Origin of the sequence: Flavobacterium sp. TMP13 (assembly GCF_050847115.1) — a bacterium.
GTDB lineage: Bacteria > Bacteroidota > Bacteroidia > Flavobacteriales > Flavobacteriaceae > Flavobacterium.
Genome location: NZ_CP193656.1, coordinates 47,996 through 64,848, shown reverse-complemented (window position 1 = coordinate 64,848; position 16,853 = coordinate 47,996). Strand labels below are relative to the sequence as shown.

Genomic DNA, 16,853 nt, shown 5'->3' with positions numbered 1-16,853 from the left:
TTCGAGCACATTTAAAGTGTTAAAATTGTAATTTTGTAATTTAAAATTGGAAAAGTTGAACTAAATGTTTTTTATTTGAAGGCCAATTGCGATCACCATTTTGGTTTTACTATCGAATTGTTACATAAATTATCAAATTTTGCTTTGATAAAAAGAAGAACTAGGATGAATTAATGCTCTTATTGAGAACATTATTCTGAAATAAATTAAATTATTAAGGATGAGCACAAAGACAAAAAAATACAGTGTAAATAAAATTGAGTTAGGATCTCTAGAGATTACAGGACAGGGAAATCAAGAATCGTGGAAGAACGCAATGGTGTTGAATGATTTTATTTCGCCGTGGTCCGATGACCTATTTGATAAAATAGAATTTAGAGCACTTTGGGATACCGAAAATTTATTTTTTTGCTTTAAAGTATACGATGGCACCATTCACATTGACAGTAAAGACGATTCAATTGATAGCATTGGAAATTCGGATAGAGTAGAGCTATTTTTTAGAAAAAACGCAGAACTCAGTCCGTACTATTGTTTAGAAATGGATACGAAACCAAGAGTAATGGATTTTAAAGCCATGCCAAATTGGAAATTTGACTTTGATTGGAATTGGCCGAGTGACGGAATCAAAGTGCGTTCGTCAAAAAATAGTGATTATTTTATTGTTGAAGGATCACTTAGCATTGATGTTCTCAAAAAGCTAGAGTTGTTACAGGCGGATAATACGATTGAAACAGGCATTTACAGAGCAAAATATAAAGCAGATAAAAATTCAAATTATCAACCAACTTGGATTTCTTGGGTAAATCCGCAAACACAAACACCAAATTTTCATATTAGTTCATCATTTGGCTTATTGCAATTAAAATAGGCAATGATTGGATTTTTTGAACGCTGTGTTTCTGATACAAACGAAAAAAGAGAATTTAAAAAATTATCTTCAGAAATTTGTTCCGTCGTAATTGTGCTAATTTTTAATTAGCACAATAGGTGTCAATGTTTTCAGAATTAATAATATCAATCGGCAAAAGTGTATTGGTCGGAATGTCTTTTCCATAAACAATATTATCTGCAATATTGGTAATGCTTAAATAGGCTTGTCTTTTTGGATTTTGGTGAATTAAAAAATCAATTACTCCTTCTTTGACAAACGAAATATTATCGTCAATTAAATCATAACCAATAATCGAAATTTTATTAGGAGCTAGTTTCTGAACCATTTTAGCAATCTGATATACTTTGGATGTGGTAACAAAAATACCATTTAACTGACTGTTCTCTTTCAAAAAATGCTCGAAGTTAATTGTAAAATCGGGGTTTTTTAATTTTAAAGTGGTAATCTCAAAATTTTTATTTTCGTTTTCTTCAAAGTAGCTTTTAAATCCTTTTTCCTTTTCCTGCATGTGACTCGCATTCTTTACCGATTCATCAATATGGATAATCGCAATTTTATTTGCTGATAATACGTTCATTAATTTGGCGGCCACGCGGCCACTTTTAAATAAATCTTGTCCCACAAAACTTTTAATAGCTTCCGATTCAATTTGGTTGTTAAAGGTGGCAACTATAATTCCAGACTCGTCATATTTATTGCTTATTTTTATAGTTTCTTTATAAAAAAAAGGGGCTAATAAAACAGCATCAGGCGCAAGTTCAAGTACTTTTTTATTAATTTTTAAAAAGGAAGAAGTACTTTCTGGATCAAAAAAGTAACTTTCAACAGAAAGGTTAAAGGCCCTAAATTCTTCTAAAGCTTGGGCAACTCCATCAAGACATGGCGCCCAATAGGGATCTATTTTCGGATCTGGAAGAATAACTGCAATGCGCGATATTTTGTTGTTTTTAAGATTTCTGGCAATTACGTTGGGTTCGTAATTTATTTTTGCTAAGACTGCCGTTACTCTTTCTAACGCAGCAGGCGAAACTTTTCCTCGTTTATGCAGCACACGATCGACAGTTCCTTTTGAAACTCTCGCCATTAGTGCAATATCTTTTATCGTGTACTTTTTGTCCATAGCAGGCAAATATATAAAATTTATTAAATGTACTATACACACCAATGGTTGTCGCATGCTTATTTGTAAAGATTTGATAACTTGTAATACCAGTTAGTAGCATTTAAAAACACAAAGACGCAAATATCATGTGTTCGAGCACATTTTATCGTATTTTACTTGGTTTATATATTTTAATTATATAGTTTCGTCTCATTATTGCCACAATCAGTAATTTTTTATGCTAAAATAATAGAATAAGGCAAACTTTTTATTAAACTTATATAAGATATAAATGAAGAAAATTATATCAGTAGCTCCTGGCAGAATTTGTCTTTTTGGAGACCATCAAGATTACTTAGGACTGCCCGTTATTGCTTGTGCAATTGACAGAAAAATACAATTGGAAGCCATTGAAAACGATTCGGATGAGTTTCGCATTCATATGATAGACATCAACGAAAGCAGAACTATAAATATTCGTGCCACCTTTGAAGATTTGGAACAACGCGATTATTTTGCTTCGGCGTTGCGTGTGTTAAGACGTCACGGATGCGAGCCCAATAAAGGATATGATATTACAGTTACGGGAAACATTCCGATCAATTCAGGAACTTCTAGTTCGTCTGCATTGTTATTGGCTTGGATTAATTTTTTAGCAACAGCTTTTGGAGTAAACGAAGAAATTACACCCGAGTTTATAGCACGAATTGGTTATTTGTCTGAAGTTGTAGAACACGGAGAGCCAGGCGGAATGATGGATCATTATAGTATTGGTATTGGTAATGTCATTCAAATTGATACTCGTAGCCCGTTTTCTTATGAAGTAATTGGTTCTGAAGTGAATGGTTTAATTAGTGGTGTTTCGGGCGTTCCTAAGCAAACTATTGGACTGATTGGTGAATTGAAGACCAACGCATTATTAGCCATTAGCGCCATAATGGAACATTTTCCTTACTTTAATTTAAACGAAACTTCGGTAAGCGACTTAGATAAATACCGCAATTATTTACCCGATCGTTTAATCCCTTTTTTCGAGGCAGCAATTATCAATCACCATTGTACACAAAGAGCGATTGTTGAGTTTCAAAAAGAAGTATTAGATCTTAAAAAAATTGGACAATTGATGAACGAGCATCATGCCGTTTTACGTGATTTATTAAAAATTACTGTACCTAGAATTGATGCTATGATTAATGCTGCGCTAAATGCGGGAGCATACGGAGCAAAAATTGTTGGCTCTGGTGGTGGTGGTAGTATAGTTGTAATGGCAGAACCCGGAAAAGAAGCGCCAATTGTTCAGGCTATTTTAAATGCTGGAGCCGTTGATGCTTACGCTGTAAAAGTTAATCCTGGTGCCCAAATAGTTCAGAAATTATAATAATTAAAAAATAAAGTTATGCATGACAGTTTAGTGATTTTAGCAGGCGGTGCTTCTTCTAGAATGAAGAAAGAATCCGTTTCAGATAATTTAACAGCAGAAGAAATTGCACAAGCAAACGAACGCAGCAAAGGATTAATAGGTGTTGGTCCGAATGGTCGCCCTTTATTAGATTACCTCCTTTTAAATGCAAAAAAAGCAGGATACCATGCTATTTATGTAATTATAGGAGAACAAGGCGGATTGTTTAAAGAATTTTATGGCAATCATAATAGCAATAATGATTTTCACGGCTTAAATATTTCTTTTGCCACGCAATACATTCCTGAAAATAGAGTAAAACCTTTTGGAACTGCCGATGCTCTGTTTCAAGCAGTAGAGCAATTTCCAGAATTACAAAATAAAACATACACAGTTTGTAACAGTGATAATTTATATTCTGTAGCCGCGTTATTGGCTTTGCGAAAAAACGAAAATCCGCATGCCTTCATAAGCTATGATAGAGATGCAATGGATTTTTCTTTAGAAAGAATTTCTCGTTTTGCTATTGCTAAATTGACAGATGATAATTTTTTAGTAGACATTTTAGAAAAACCAACAGCGGACATTTTAGATTCGTACAAAGACGCGCAAGGAAAACTTCGTGTAAGCATGAACGCATTTAAATTTGACGGTCCAGTTTTGTATCCGTACTTAAAAAACTGTCCAGTTCACCCCGAACGAGATGAAAAAGAGTTGCCAACCGTTTTGTTAAATGCAATAAAAGACCATCCTAAAACAGCACTCGGAATTCCGTTTTCAGAACATGTACCAGACTTAACTGCCAAAGAAGATATTGCAGATGTCAAAGCGTATCTTAAAAAACACTATCCAGTTCTAGATTGGAATTCATAATTAACCACAATTATAAATAAAATGAATACTACCAAAACAGCTACACCTATTTACCAAGGCGGAGTATTAATTCCGATGTTAATTTTAACTTCTTTATTTTTTATTCTAGGTTTTGTTACTTGGCTAAATGGACCACTAATTCCGTTTTTTGAACTAGCGTGTGAACTAACCGAATCGCAAGCGTACTTTGTAACTTTTGCATTTTATATCGCGTATTTTGTAATGGCAATTCCTTCTTCGTGGGTCATTGAGAAGGTAGGCTATAAAAACGGAATATCGTTAGGTCTTTTAATTATTGCTTGTGGGGCATTTATGTTTTATCCTGCAGCAGCTACCAGAACTTTTGTGTTTTTCTTGCTTGCGTTATTTGTAATGGGAACTGGTTTGGCTATTTTGCAAACTGCTGCAAATCCGTATGTTGTGGTAATCGGACCTAGAGAAAGTGCGGCAGCACGAATTAGTGTGCTTGGAATTGCAAATAAGTTAGCCGGATTTTTGGCGCCCTTAGTTTTGACTGCTTTAGTATTGTCGAATATGAAGGAATACACTGCCGATAAAATTGCACTGCTAGACAGTGTACAAAAATCAAAAGTTTTAGATGATTTAGCACTTCAGTTGCAACATCCGTACCTTTTAATGGGAGTGATAATAGTATTTCTTGCATTTTTAGTTAAACTCGCACCATTACCCGAAATCGATTTAGGAGATGATGAAATTATGAATGTCAGCATGTTACAACAGCTTAAAAATGCCTTTAAATATCCACAGTTGGTTTTGGGCGTTATTACATTAATGTTGTATCTTGCAGCCGAAGTTTTGGCAGGTGATTCCATTGGTGGATTCGGCAAACAATTAGGCGTTTATGGAGCGAACGGAGATTTTTATCTTAAACTAACTTCGTTTACGATGACAGCCATGGTTATCGGATATATAATAGGAATAATTTTAATTCCGAAATACGTATCTCAAGTTACCGCGTTAAAAGCTTCAGCAATTTTAGGATTAATTTTAGTGGCCTTAATTGTTTCACTTTCACCAGAATTGCAAATTCAATTGCCGGGCATTCCAGAGTTGCCAATTGTATTGCTTTTAGTAGCTTTATTAGGATTAGCAAACGCATTATGTTGGCCTGCAATTTGGCCATTGGCCTTGCAAGATTTAGGTGGATACACTAAAATAGGAAGTGCTATTTTGATTATGGGGATTATTGGAGGAGCCATTTTTCCGTTATTATATGGTGCTTTAGTCGAAAATATTAACAATGCAAATGTCGCAGAAGGCATTGCAGATACGGCGAAAAGCGGAAACCAAGTTGCCTACGCAATATTGTTTCCAGCCTATTTAATGTTATTGTTTTTCGCATTCAAAGGCCACAAGTATAGAAGTTGGTCTACGAATAAATAAGTTCTCTAAAAACTAAACAAAAATAGCGAAATGTTAAAAAGTGGTATCGACAAAGCAACTGGCTTTGAAAAAAGATTCGAAAATATTGATACAATAGTTTTCGAAAATTCTACATCGGCTTCAAAAGAAGTTGCACGAGAAATTGCCAATGTTATCAAGGCAAAACAAGAAAAAAATGAAATGTGTGTATTGGGTTTAGCAACGGGTTCTTCACCAAAAGGATTGTATGCTGAATTAGTACGCTTGCATAAGGAAGATGGATTGAGTTTCAAAAACGTAATATCATTCAATTTAGATGAATATTACCCGATGGAACCAGATTCTATTCACAGTTATGTGCGTTTCATGAACGAACAATTGTTTGGTCATGTCGATATTTTAAAAGAAAACGTTCACGTTCCTAATGGACTTTTAACCAAAGAAGAAATTGCAGCTTACTGTAACGACTACGAAGCAAAAATTGACGCTTTAGGCGGAATTGACTTGCAAGTATTAGGAATTGGTGCTAACGGACACATTGGTTTTAACGAATCTGGTTCTCTTCAAAATTCTAGAACACGTTTAGTAGCTTTAGATCACATCACGAGATTGGCAGCTAGTAAAGATTTCTCTGGTTTAAATAATACACCGCGTACTGCGATTACTATTGGAGTTAAAAAAATTATTGAAGCCAAACAAGTGGTATTGTTGGCTTGGGGAGAAGGAAAAGCAAATGTAGTAAAAGCTGCAGTTGAAGGACCAGTTACCAACCAACTGCCAGCATCATTTTTACAGGAGCACGCTAATGTTCTTTTTGTTTTAGACAAAGAAGCTTCTTCAAAATTAACGCGTATCAATACGCCTTGGTTAGTAGAGCAAGTATCTTGGACTGACAATTTAATTAGAAAAGCGGTTTTAGGTTTAGCATTACATCTTAACAAACCAATTTTAATGTTAACTGATGCCGATTATATTGAAAACGGTATGAGTGATTTGTTGGCAGATTCTGGTCCAGCATACGACATCAACATTAAAATTTTCAATAAATTACAAAATACAATTACAGGTTGGCCAGGTGGAAAACCAAACGCAGACGATACCCATCGTCCTGAAAGAGCAGAGCCAGCTCGTAAAAGAGTACTTATTTTTAGTCCGCATCCAGATGATGATATCATTAGTATGGGAGGAACTTTTATGCGTTTGCAAGAACAAGGTCATGAAGTTCACGTAGCGTATCAAACTTCAGGAAATATTGCTGTGGCAGATGATGAAGCGTTGCGTTTTGCACGTTTTGTAATTGATTACAACAGTAAATTTGGAATTAAAAGTGAAGAAGCAGAAAATATATTCAAAAAATCTGTTGAGTTCCTTAAAAACAAAAAGACTTCAGAAATTGACATTCCAGAAGTTCGTTATTTAAAAGGATTAATTCGTAAAGGAGAAGCGCGTTCTACCAGCCATTTTGTTGGATTAACAGACGATCAAATTCACTTTATGGAATTGCCTTTTTATGAAACAGGAACGATTGAGAAAAAACCAATTGGTTTAGAAGACGTTCAAATTACAATGGATTTAATCGAAAAAATCAAACCACACCAAATTTATGCAGCAGGAGATTTAGCAGATCCACACGGAACGCACAAAGTTTGTTTGGATGCTATTTTCGAATCAGTTAAAAACTTAAAATCAAAACCATTTATGGATGATTGTTGGGTTTGGTTGTACAGAGGCGCTTGGCAAGAATGGGGAATTGACGAAATCGAAATGGCAGTTCCAATGAGTCCAAGTCAAGTTTTAGAAAAAAGACACGGAATCTTCAAGCACCAGTCACAAAAGGACGGTGTTGTTTTTCAAGGATCAGATGCTAGAGAATTTTGGCAACGTGCGGAAGACAGAAACAGTGAAACTGCAATGCAATATCATAAATTAGGAATGGCAACTTATGCAGCAATGGAAGCATTTGTGCGTTGGCATTTTTAATTTAAAATCAATAAAATTATTCAGTTGAAAAGAATAATTTTGTATATTCTAGAAGCGAGAAAAAAGGAAATGATTCACTTTTTTCTCGCTTCTTTATCTTTAAAATGGAACAAGACAAAAAACAACTTATAAAATTAGCTCATACCAAAATGCCTTTTGGTAAATACGAAGGCTATTTTTTGATTGAGATACCCGAATATTATATTGTGTGGTACCACAATAAAGGTTTTCCAAAGGGAGAGCTCGGTCAGCAATTGGCGTTAATTTACGAACTGAAATTAAACGGTTTGGAAGATCTGATTCGAAATATTAAAAAAAAGTATCCAAATCCGAAATGATTTAAAAATTAAATTAGGTGATCCTTAGATCAGGAGTTCATAAAAAAAATCCTAGTTAATGATTATCTGAATTTCTTCTTTCTAAATTTTCAGAGTATTTAATTTTTCAATTGGCAAATTTTCTAATTGAGACATCATCTATTTGTCTAATTAAATTTGTACTTTTGCCACGTTTTTTTACACAACTACATACAAACAACAACAGAATGAATCAAACGAAATATATTTTTGTTACAGGCGGTGTGACTTCTTCATTAGGAAAAGGTATTATTGCAGCATCTTTGGCAAAATTGTTACAAGGAAGAGGCTATCGCACTACTATTCAGAAATTTGATCCGTATATTAATGTAGACCCAGGAACATTAAATCCATATGAGCATGGAGAATGTTACGTGACTGATGATGGTGCAGAAACTGATTTGGACTTAGGACATTACGAGCGTTTTTTGAATGTTCCGACATCTCAAGCCAACAACGTAACTACTGGTCGTGTCTACCTTTCTGTTATTGAAAAAGAACGTAGAGGTGAATTTTTAGGAAAAACCGTTCAGGTCGTTCCTCATATTACCAACGAAATTAAAGATAGAATGCAATTGCTTGGTAAATCGGGTGATTTTGACATTGTTATCACAGAAATAGGTGGTACGGTCGGAGATATTGAATCGTTGCCTTACATTGAATCTGTTCGTCAATTAGTTTGGGAACTGGGTGAAGGAAACGGACTAGTAATTCATTTAACTTTAGTTCCTTATTTAGCTGCTGCTGGGGAATTAAAGACTAAGCCAACACAGCACTCGGTTAAAATGTTGATGCAAAGTGGTATTAAAGCAGATATTTTGGTATGTAGAACAGAGCACGAAATTTCTCAAGATCTACGTCAAAAATTAGCTTTATTTTGTAATGTAAAAAAAGAAGCTGTTATTCAATCAATTGACGCTTCTACTATATATGAAGTTCCCAATTTAATGCTTGAAGAAGGATTAGACGTGGTTGCTTTAAATAAATTAAACTTACCTAAAAAAGCGGCTCCAGATTTAAAAATTTGGAACACTTTCTTAAAGCGTTTAAAAAATCCAAAACATACGGTAACTATCGGTTTGGTAGGTAAATATGTTGAAATGCAAGATTGCTACAAATCAATTTTGGAAGCTTTTATTCACGCAGGTGCAACAAACGAAACTAAAGTAAATATAGTTTCAATTCACTCTGAGCACATTACGAATGAAAATGTAGAAGAAAAATTAGGTAGTCTAGACGGTGTTTTAGTCGCTCCTGGTTTTGGTGAAAGAGGAATTGAAGGTAAAATTGCTGCAGTACGTTATGTACGCGAAAATAATATTCCGTTTGTCGGAATCTGTTTGGGAATGCAAATGGCGATTATTGAATATGCTCGTACAGTGTTAGGATACGCTGATGCTAATTCAACAGAGATGAACGAAAATACAACAAATCCAGTTGTTGATTTAATGGAAGCGCAAAAGACAATCACCGATAAAGGTGGGACAATGCGTTTAGGAGCATGGAAGTGCACTATTAAAGAAGGATCATTAGCACACACAATTTACGGAGAAAATACTATTTCAGAACGTCACCGTCACCGTTACGAATACAATAATAAGTATGTAGCTGAATTAGAAAAAGCTGGATTAATCGCATCGGGTGTAAATCCTGATACTAAATTGGTAGAAATTGTAGAACTGCAAAACCACCCATTTTTTATTGGAGTACAATACCACCCAGAATACAAAAGCACGGTGGACAGTCCGCACCCGCTTTTTGTAAGTTTTGTTGCAGCGGCAGTTGCGCATCATAAAAAATAATAAAAGTGAGGTGCAGAAATACTGTGCTACTTTATAAATAGAACTTTTTTAAAATAGAATGGAAAAAAAGAAATTTGACCTCAATTCGGTTATAGGCTTTATCTTGATTTTTGGTATTTTGATATGGATTATGTATCAAAACAAACCTTCGGAGGCAGAAGTTGCAGCTGAGAAAGCCAAGAAAGAATTAGTTGACAAACAGGAAGCACAAGCAAATGTTGATGCTGAAAAAGCAGCTGTTGTAACAGAGGAGACTGCACCCGCAGGTGATTCTGTACAGTTGGCTAAAATGCAAAAAAGTTTAGGCGGCTTTGCTTATTCGGCTACTTTACCTTCAGCAAAAAATGAATTTACAACAATTGAAAATGATCTTGTAAAATTAAAAATTGCAAACAAAGGTGGATACATTGTCGAAGTACTTCTTAAGAAATACGAAAGATTCAGAAAAGATTCTGGTGAGTTGGTTGAATTGATAAAAGACAATAATTCGAATTTAAACATTCAATTAAATACAACAGATAATAGAACTTTAAATACTAAAGATTTATTCTTTGAACCAACGTTAACCAAATCAGGTGAAGACCAAGTCTTAACCATGCGTTTAAAAGCTGGAGCTAATGAGTTTTTAGAATACCGTTATGTATTGAGTCCTAACGATTACATGATCGGTTTTGACGTGCGTTCTCAACGATTGAACAAAGTGTTGAATACTACAAAACCACTGGACTTAAAGTGGGATTTGAAGTCATTTCGTAATGAGAAAAGTATTTCTTATGAAAATCGTTATGCTGAGATTTATTTCGAATATGAGGACGGAAAAATAGATTATGCAGGTGTTGGAAATCACGGAGAAGAAACTCCTGAGAAAGTTAGTTTTGTAGCTTTTAAACAACACTTTTTTAGTTCTATTTTAATTACTGATAAGCCCTTTGAAACATCAAATTTAGAATCTACGAGCTTGGTTCATGATGAAAAAATTGATACCGTTTATACCAAACAATTTCAGGCTAATCTTCCATTGGCATTTTCAAATGGTGAAGTAGATTACAAAATGCATTGGTATTTTGGACCGACAGATTATAAGACTTTAAAACATTACGATAAAAATCTAGAGAAAATTGTTTCATTAGGTTGGGGAATTTTTGGATGGATTAACAAATTTCTATTTATTCCTATTTTCGGATTAATTAGTACTTACTTCCCATTAGGAATTGCAATTATTGTATTTACCATTTTGGTTAAATTGGCAATGGCGCCAATTACGTACAAGTCATATTTATCGCAAGCGAAAATGAAGGTTCTACGACCAGAAATTGCTGAGCTTAACGAAAAGTACAAAAAAGATGCTATGAAAAAGCAGCAAGAAACAATGAAGTTGTACAACAAGGCCGGAGTTAACCCGATGGCAGGTTGTGTACCCGCATTGATTCAAATGCCATTTTTGTACGCGGCCTTTAACTTTTTCCCGTCTGCAATGCAATTGCGTCAAAAAGGTTTTTTATGGGCAGACGATTTATCCTCTTTTGATGCTGTAGTACAGTTACCATTCACCATTCCAGTATATGGAGATCACATCAGTTTGTTTCCAATTTTGGCTGCGGTTGCGATTTTCTTTTACATGAAAATGACGACAGGTGACCAACAAATGGCTGCTCCTCAACAAGAAGGAATGCCAGATATGGCAAAAATGATGAAAATCATGATTTATATTTCTCCGATCATGATGTTATTGTTCTTTAATAATTACGGTTCTGGATTGAGTTTATATTACTTTATTTCGAACGTAATTACAATCGGAATTATGTATGTAATTAAGTACAAGATTGTAGATAGCGATAAGATTCATGCACAAATTCAAGAGAATAAAAAGAAAGAGCCTAAAAAACAAGGTAAATTTCAGAGACGTTTGCAAGAAGTAATGGAGCAACAAGAAGCTGCAAAAGCAAAAGATAAAAAATAATACTAGCAATTAGTACTATTTAAGGAGTATAAAAAAAGGGTGAAAATCAACGTGATTTTCACCCTTTTCATTTGAGAAGAACGCTATTTACTTTAAAAAATCGTCCTTCAGCTTAACAATCACAATTAAAATTTTGGTAACAATACTTTATCAATTGCATGAACAATTCCGTTAGAACATTGTACATCTACTGCTACAATGTTGCTCACACGATCATTTGCATCTGTAATTTTAGCACCACCAGTTAAATTGATAGTTATATTTTGGTCTGCAAAAGTTTTTACAACCATTCCGTTTGTTAATGCTTTTGATTCAACATTTGCTCCAGTAACGACGTGGTATTTTAATGTAGTTTCTAAAACATCAGCAGGAATTTCTTTTAAACCTGCGAATTTTGTTTCTGCCAAAAAGCTTGTAAAAGCTGCGTTTGTAGGTGCAAAAACAGTAAAAGGAGAACTAGCAGTTCCTGACAATACCGTAGCAAATCCAGAAGCTGGGTTAAAAGTTAATGCAGCTACTAATGTAGCAAAATTAGGATTTGCGATAGCAGCATTGACAATGGTAGGTAATCCAATAACTCCGTCTACAACGTGTATCACTCCGTTAGTCGCTTTAATATCGACAGCAGTTACAGTAGCTCCCATGTTTGCAGTTCCACCATTTATCACTACTTTATCACCTTTGTTGATGTACATACTCAATGTATTGGTAGCAGAAGCGGATCCTTTTGCCATCGTCTTAACGTATCCAGTTGCAACGTCTGCAGCATTTACTTTTGCCATCAAAACGTGGTTTAAAAGAACTTCTTTTAAAACTGGTACTGGAACGGCATTTAAATCAGCAAACCCTTTTGCTTTTAAAAAGGCAGTAAACGCTGCATTGGTTGGAGCAAATACAGTGTATTCTCCTGGCTTGTCTAAAGTTACAGCTAAATCAGCTTTGACTAAAGCTGACACTAATACACTTAGGTCGGGTGTTGCTTTTGCAATTTCCGTAATCGTTTGTGGTTTTTGAACCATTGGCTCATCATTGTCGTCGTTACACGAAACAAAGACTGAAGATGCTACAAAAAGTAGGCTTAATACGCTAAATTTTAAAGTTTTCATGATTGTTTTTTTTGATTATTAATACGTAAAGCTACATTTATTTTGTTTACTCTTTTACTAATATGATTAAACAATTAAAACTTTAACACTTTTGTTTAATCTTTTAATGTGTTGATTGAATGTGTTTTGAGTTGTTTATTACAATTTATACGTTACCATTGTTACGAATTCTTTCATCACGATTTTATTCTAGCTTATGATAAAAAGTAAACAATAGTTAATCTGAATATTTACAGATATAGGGTAGTACAAAATTTCAGCTTACTTTTGTGTTTTATATTTACGTACCTAGAATTTTATAAAATAAACCATATGAGAAAATTACTTTTTTTACTGCTAGTAAGTTGTAGTTTGTTTGCACAAGACTTTAATAAATTGGATTCAAAGGGATTAAAAAACGGAGTTTGGAAAGGTGTGTATCAAGAGTCGAAGAGACCGCGTTACGAAGGCACTTTTTTACACGGAAAAGAAACAGGTATTTTTAATTATTACGATGATACTAAAAAAGGGGACATTGTTGCTACTCGCGATTTTAGTGCAAATGATGGTTCTGCTTACGTAGTTTTTTATGATCAGAACAAAAATAAAGTAAGTGAAGGTAAAGTCGTAAATAAAGTTCTTGAAGGAGAATGGATTTATTACCATCAAAAGTCGAAAGACATTATGACCAAAGAAAATTATGTAAAAGGTAAATTAGAGGGTTTGCGTTCGGTCTTTTATTCAAGTGGAAAAATCGCAGAAGAACAATTTTTTAAAAATGGTTTAAAAGAAGGACCATACAAAAAATATACAGAAAACGGACTGACTCTCGAAGAATCTAATTACAACAATGATTTATACAATGGTCAAGCTGTATTTAAAAATGGGGCAGGTCTAATTATTTCTACAGGAAATTTTATAAACGGAAAAAAAGCAGGAGTTTGGGAATTTTATGAAAAAGGAAAATTAGTTAAAGAGGTTAATATGAGCGATCCCAAGGCCATTAATCAGTCAATGATTAAAAGTAAAGTTAGCCCAGAAAAGAGAGTTAAACCAAAGCTTTAGTGCTTAAAGAGGTGCTTTAATAAATGTTTTGTACCTTTGCACTCGTATAAAAAAAGAACAAATTGAAGATGAAACGAGTAGTAGTAGGACTTTCTGGAGGTGTAGATTCAAGTGTTGCTGCTTATTTATTGCAGCAGCAAGGGTATGAAGTGATTGGTCTTTTTATGAAAAATTGGCACGATGATTCAGTTACTATTTCTAATGAATGTCCTTGGTTAGAAGATAGTAATGATGCTTTATTGGTTGCCGAAAAACTTGGTATTCCCTTTCAAACCGTCGATTTAAGTGAACAATACAAAGAAAAGATCGTTGATTATATGTTCAACGAATATGAAAAGGGACGAACTCCTAATCCAGATGTATTGTGCAATCGAGAAATAAAATTTGATGTTTTTATGAAAATTGCTCTTAGTCTAGGCGCAGATTACGTTGCAACAGGTCACTATTGTCAAAAAAACGAAATCGAGGTAGATGGAAAACCGATGTATCAGTTGATTGCTGGTGCGGACGTGAATAAAGATCAATCGTACTTTTTGTGTCAATTGTCACAAGAACAATTAGCAAAAGCCTTATTTCCTATTGGCGCTTTAACAAAACCTGAGGTTCGTGAAATTGCGACTGAAATGGAATTAGTTACTGCCGATAAAAAAGATTCTCAAGGATTATGTTTTATTGGTAAAGTACGTCTGCCAGAGTTTCTTCAACAAAAATTACAACCTAAAGACGGGACTATTATTCAAATTGATAAAAACGACCCAATCTATAATACTTTCGAGCCAAGCGGAATCTCATTTGAGGAAGAGCTGGCTTTAGAAGCCGAGAAATTTCCGTATCCTCCGAATATGGGTAAAGTGGTAGGAAGTCATCAAGGCGCCCATTATTTTACCATTGGGCAACGTAAAGGGTTAAACGTTGGCGGAACAACAGATCCGTTATTTGTGATTGCAACTAATGTAGAAACCAATACTATTTACACTGGTTTAAGCAGCCAACATCCTGGGCTATTTAAAAAAGCATTATTTATTGAGCAGTCCGAAGTGCATTGGATTCGTACTGATTTAGCACTTTCAGTAGGAGAGGAGAGGGAAGTAATGGCACGTATTCGATACCGTCAGCCGTTGCAAAAAGCAACACTTTACCAATTTGAAAGCGGCATGTACATTCGCTTTCAAGAACCACAGTCAGCAATTACTGAAGGTCAATTTGCTGCTTGGTACGATGGAAATGAATTATTAGGTTCGGGAGTGATTTCGTAAAAATACTGTTTACAATAAGAGAATGGAATAATATAAAAGCTATTTTTGTTATTCCATTTTTTGTATAATAAAGTGAAGGATTATGAAACATTATTACATTTTAATTTTTACTTTATTTTCTACTATCGCTTTTGCACAAGACGACGCTTGGGTCTATTTTACGGACAAACCCAATTCACAATTTTACTTTAATAATCCGCTAGAAATGCTTTCTCAACGTGCTCTGGATCGGCGAAGCACGCAAAATATAGTTTTAGAATTCAATGACATTCCGTTGGAAAGTTCCTATATCGATCAGGTAAAAAATAGTGAAGGTATTTCCCTTCTAGCACATTCCAAATGGTTGAATGCGCTTCACATCCGCGGAAGCGTTACTGATATTAATGAATTGAAACGGTTGTCTTTTATTGATAAAATTGATTTTGCTAACAAAACTTTCAATTCTACTTCAACAAACAAAGCAACGCGGAAGACGGTTAAAGTTAAAAACAAATTACAAACTAATCTTGATTTTGCTTATGGTAGTTCTGTAAATCAAATTAAAATGTTACACGGAGATTTGCTTCACAAAAATGGATACACGGGATCTGGGAAAATAATAGCTGTTATAGATGCAGGTTTTCCGGGTGTCAATACTGCACAACCTTTTGAGCGATTGAGAGCTAATAATAAAATTTTGGGAGGGTATAATTATGTCAGTAGAAATGAAAACATTTATTATGGTGATTCTCACGGCACTCTGGTGCTTTCAACAATGGGCGGATTTACAGAAAACAAATTAGTAGGAACAGCGTTAGATGCGTCTTATTATTTATTTGTAACAGAAGTTGTGGAATCAGAAAATCCCGTTGAGGAATCTTTTTGGGTCCAAGCGGCAGAAAAAGCAGACAGTTTAGGAGTTGACATCATAACGACCTCGCTCGGTTACTTTGCATATGATAATGAAGCCTATTCTCATAGGTATAAAGATATGGATGGCGCTACAAACTTTATTTCTAGAGGTGCAGAAATTGCGTTTAATAAAGGAATGTTGGTGGTTGTTTCGGCTGGAAACGAAGGAAGTACTAGCGAACCTCATATTGGAGCTCCTGCCGATGCCGTTTCAGTACTTTCGGTTGGAGCAGTAAATTCATCCAAAAATAAAGCGAATTTTAGTTCTATTGGTCCCACTTTCGACAAAAGAATCAAGCCAGACGTTATGGCGCAAGGACAACAAACCGTTTTATCGGATGCTTTTGGAAATATCGTTACCGCTAATGGAACCTCCTTCTCAGCCCCTGTTTTAGCAGGTATGGCGGCCTGTTTGTGGCAAGCACTACCTGATAAAACGAATCAACAGATTCGGGATTTAATTGTCTCTTCTTCAGATAATTTTGCTACACCCAACAATCAATATGGCTACGGAATTCCTGATTTTAGTATCGCGGCTAATTTGGTTTTAACTTTTTCTGAAAATGAAAATAGCAACTTTGTGCTATATCCAAATCCGACCCACAATGAAATCACATTTTTATCTTTGATGAAAGATGATGAAGCAAAAGTTATTGTATATTCTGCTCTAGGTCAGAAGCTGTTTGAAAAGAAAATTACTTCAGAAAAAAATACAATTTCATTGCAGACATTACCTGAAGGAATTTATTTTTATACCTTCGAAGCAGAAAAATATAAAAAATCGGGTAAGATTATAAAACAATAAG

General features: G+C 34.6%; 13 protein-coding genes. 11 read left to right on the top strand and 2 right to left on the bottom strand.

The window, feature by feature from the left end; genetic code table 11:
- Positions 1-220: 220 nt before the first annotated feature.
- Positions 221-871, top strand: a complete 651-nt coding sequence (locus ACRASX_RS00290) for a sugar-binding protein (RefSeq protein WP_432222026.1) — start codon at positions 221-223, stop codon at positions 869-871.
- Positions 872-974: 103 nt separating this feature from the next.
- On the opposite strand, the gene ACRASX_RS00285 is transcribed toward ACRASX_RS00290, so the two are convergent.
- Positions 975-2,015, bottom strand: a complete 1,041-nt coding sequence (locus tag ACRASX_RS00285) for a LacI family DNA-binding transcriptional regulator (protein ID WP_432222025.1) — start codon at positions 2,013-2,015, stop codon at positions 975-977.
- A gap of 274 nt (positions 2,016-2,289) precedes the next feature.
- Here ACRASX_RS00285 and ACRASX_RS00280 point away from each other — a divergent pair, with 274 nt between their 5' ends.
- The 7 genes from ACRASX_RS00280 (at position 2,290) to yidC (ending at position 11,750) form a co-directional block, all read left to right on the top strand.
- Entirely contained in the window at positions 2,290-3,375 is a 1,086-nt protein-coding gene (locus ACRASX_RS00280) for a galactokinase family protein (RefSeq protein ID WP_066307316.1), read from the top strand.
- Positions 3,376-3,393: 18 nt separating this feature from the next.
- The gene (locus ACRASX_RS00275) at positions 3,394-4,269 is read left to right on the top strand and encodes a sugar phosphate nucleotidyltransferase (protein WP_432222024.1); all 876 of its coding nucleotides are present in this window, start codon (positions 3,394-3,396) and stop codon (positions 4,267-4,269) included.
- A gap of 21 nt (positions 4,270-4,290) precedes the next feature.
- On the top strand, positions 4,291-5,673 hold the full coding sequence (gene gluP / locus ACRASX_RS00270) for a glucose/galactose MFS transporter (RefSeq protein WP_066307312.1): 1,383 nt from the start codon (positions 4,291-4,293) through the stop codon (positions 5,671-5,673).
- Between the two features lie 30 nt (positions 5,674-5,703).
- A complete protein-coding gene (gene nagB / locus ACRASX_RS00265) occupies positions 5,704-7,632 on the top strand; it encodes a glucosamine-6-phosphate deaminase (protein ID WP_066307311.1) in 1,929 nt (642 codons plus the stop codon).
- Positions 7,633-7,736: 104 nt separating this feature from the next.
- On the top strand, positions 7,737-7,970 hold the full coding sequence (locus ACRASX_RS00260; protein WP_066307310.1) for a DUF3820 family protein: 234 nt from the start codon (positions 7,737-7,739) through the stop codon (positions 7,968-7,970).
- A gap of 206 nt (positions 7,971-8,176) precedes the next feature.
- Positions 8,177-9,790 (top strand): CTP synthase, encoded by a 1,614-nt coding sequence (locus ACRASX_RS00255; protein ID WP_432222023.1) that lies wholly within the window; start codon positions 8,177-8,179, stop codon positions 9,788-9,790.
- A gap of 58 nt (positions 9,791-9,848) precedes the next feature.
- Positions 9,849-11,750: a membrane protein insertase YidC gene (yidC, locus tag ACRASX_RS00250; protein ID WP_432222022.1), complete on the top strand. Its 1,902-nt coding sequence runs from the start codon at positions 9,849-9,851 to the stop codon at positions 11,748-11,750.
- A 125-nt stretch (positions 11,751-11,875) separates the two neighbouring features.
- On the opposite strand, the gene ACRASX_RS00245 is transcribed toward yidC, so the two are convergent.
- Complete coding sequence (locus ACRASX_RS00245) at positions 11,876-12,856, bottom strand: fasciclin domain-containing protein (RefSeq protein WP_432222021.1); 981 nt, start codon at positions 12,854-12,856, stop codon at positions 11,876-11,878.
- Positions 12,857-13,168: 312 nt separating this feature from the next.
- On the opposite strand from ACRASX_RS00245, the gene ACRASX_RS00240 reads away from it, so the two are divergent.
- From ACRASX_RS00240 to ACRASX_RS00230, 3 genes are all read left to right on the top strand, one after another.
- Complete coding sequence (locus tag ACRASX_RS00240; RefSeq protein ID WP_432222020.1) at positions 13,169-13,900, top strand: toxin-antitoxin system YwqK family antitoxin; 732 nt, start codon at positions 13,169-13,171, stop codon at positions 13,898-13,900.
- A gap of 68 nt (positions 13,901-13,968) precedes the next feature.
- Positions 13,969-15,156 carry a tRNA 2-thiouridine(34) synthase MnmA gene (gene mnmA, locus ACRASX_RS00235; protein WP_432222019.1) on the top strand — a complete coding sequence of 396 codons (1,188 nt, stop codon included), beginning with the start codon at positions 13,969-13,971 and terminating at the stop codon, positions 15,154-15,156.
- A gap of 82 nt (positions 15,157-15,238) precedes the next feature.
- Entirely contained in the window at positions 15,239-16,852 is a 1,614-nt protein-coding gene (locus tag ACRASX_RS00230; protein WP_432222018.1) for a S8 family serine peptidase, read from the top strand.
- The last annotated feature ends 1 nt before the right edge of the window (position 16,853 follow it).

What these genes read in the sequence shown, in the direction of transcription:
- ACRASX_RS00290 (WP_432222026.1), top strand. Translation starts at nt 221, where the DNA reads ATGAGCACAAAGACAAAAAAATACAGTGTAAATAAAATTGAGTTAGGA.
- ACRASX_RS00285 (WP_432222025.1), bottom strand. Translation starts at nt 2,015, where the DNA reads ATGGACAAAAAGTACACGATAAAAGATATTGCACTAATGGCGAGAGTT.
- ACRASX_RS00280 (WP_066307316.1), top strand. Translation starts at nt 2,290, where the DNA reads ATGAAGAAAATTATATCAGTAGCTCCTGGCAGAATTTGTCTTTTTGGA.
- ACRASX_RS00275 (WP_432222024.1), top strand. Translation starts at nt 3,394, where the DNA reads ATGCATGACAGTTTAGTGATTTTAGCAGGCGGTGCTTCTTCTAGAATG.
- gluP (WP_066307312.1), top strand. Translation starts at nt 4,291, where the DNA reads ATGAATACTACCAAAACAGCTACACCTATTTACCAAGGCGGAGTATTA.
- nagB (WP_066307311.1), top strand. Translation starts at nt 5,704, where the DNA reads ATGTTAAAAAGTGGTATCGACAAAGCAACTGGCTTTGAAAAAAGATTC.
- ACRASX_RS00260 (WP_066307310.1), top strand. Translation starts at nt 7,737, where the DNA reads ATGGAACAAGACAAAAAACAACTTATAAAATTAGCTCATACCAAAATG.
- ACRASX_RS00255 (WP_432222023.1), top strand. Translation starts at nt 8,177, where the DNA reads ATGAATCAAACGAAATATATTTTTGTTACAGGCGGTGTGACTTCTTCA.
- yidC (WP_432222022.1), top strand. Translation starts at nt 9,849, where the DNA reads ATGGAAAAAAAGAAATTTGACCTCAATTCGGTTATAGGCTTTATCTTG.
- ACRASX_RS00245 (WP_432222021.1), bottom strand. Translation starts at nt 12,856, where the DNA reads ATGAAAACTTTAAAATTTAGCGTATTAAGCCTACTTTTTGTAGCATCT.
- ACRASX_RS00240 (WP_432222020.1), top strand. Translation starts at nt 13,169, where the DNA reads ATGAGAAAATTACTTTTTTTACTGCTAGTAAGTTGTAGTTTGTTTGCA.
- mnmA (WP_432222019.1), top strand. Translation starts at nt 13,969, where the DNA reads ATGAAACGAGTAGTAGTAGGACTTTCTGGAGGTGTAGATTCAAGTGTT.
- ACRASX_RS00230 (WP_432222018.1), top strand. Translation starts at nt 15,239, where the DNA reads ATGAAACATTATTACATTTTAATTTTTACTTTATTTTCTACTATCGCT.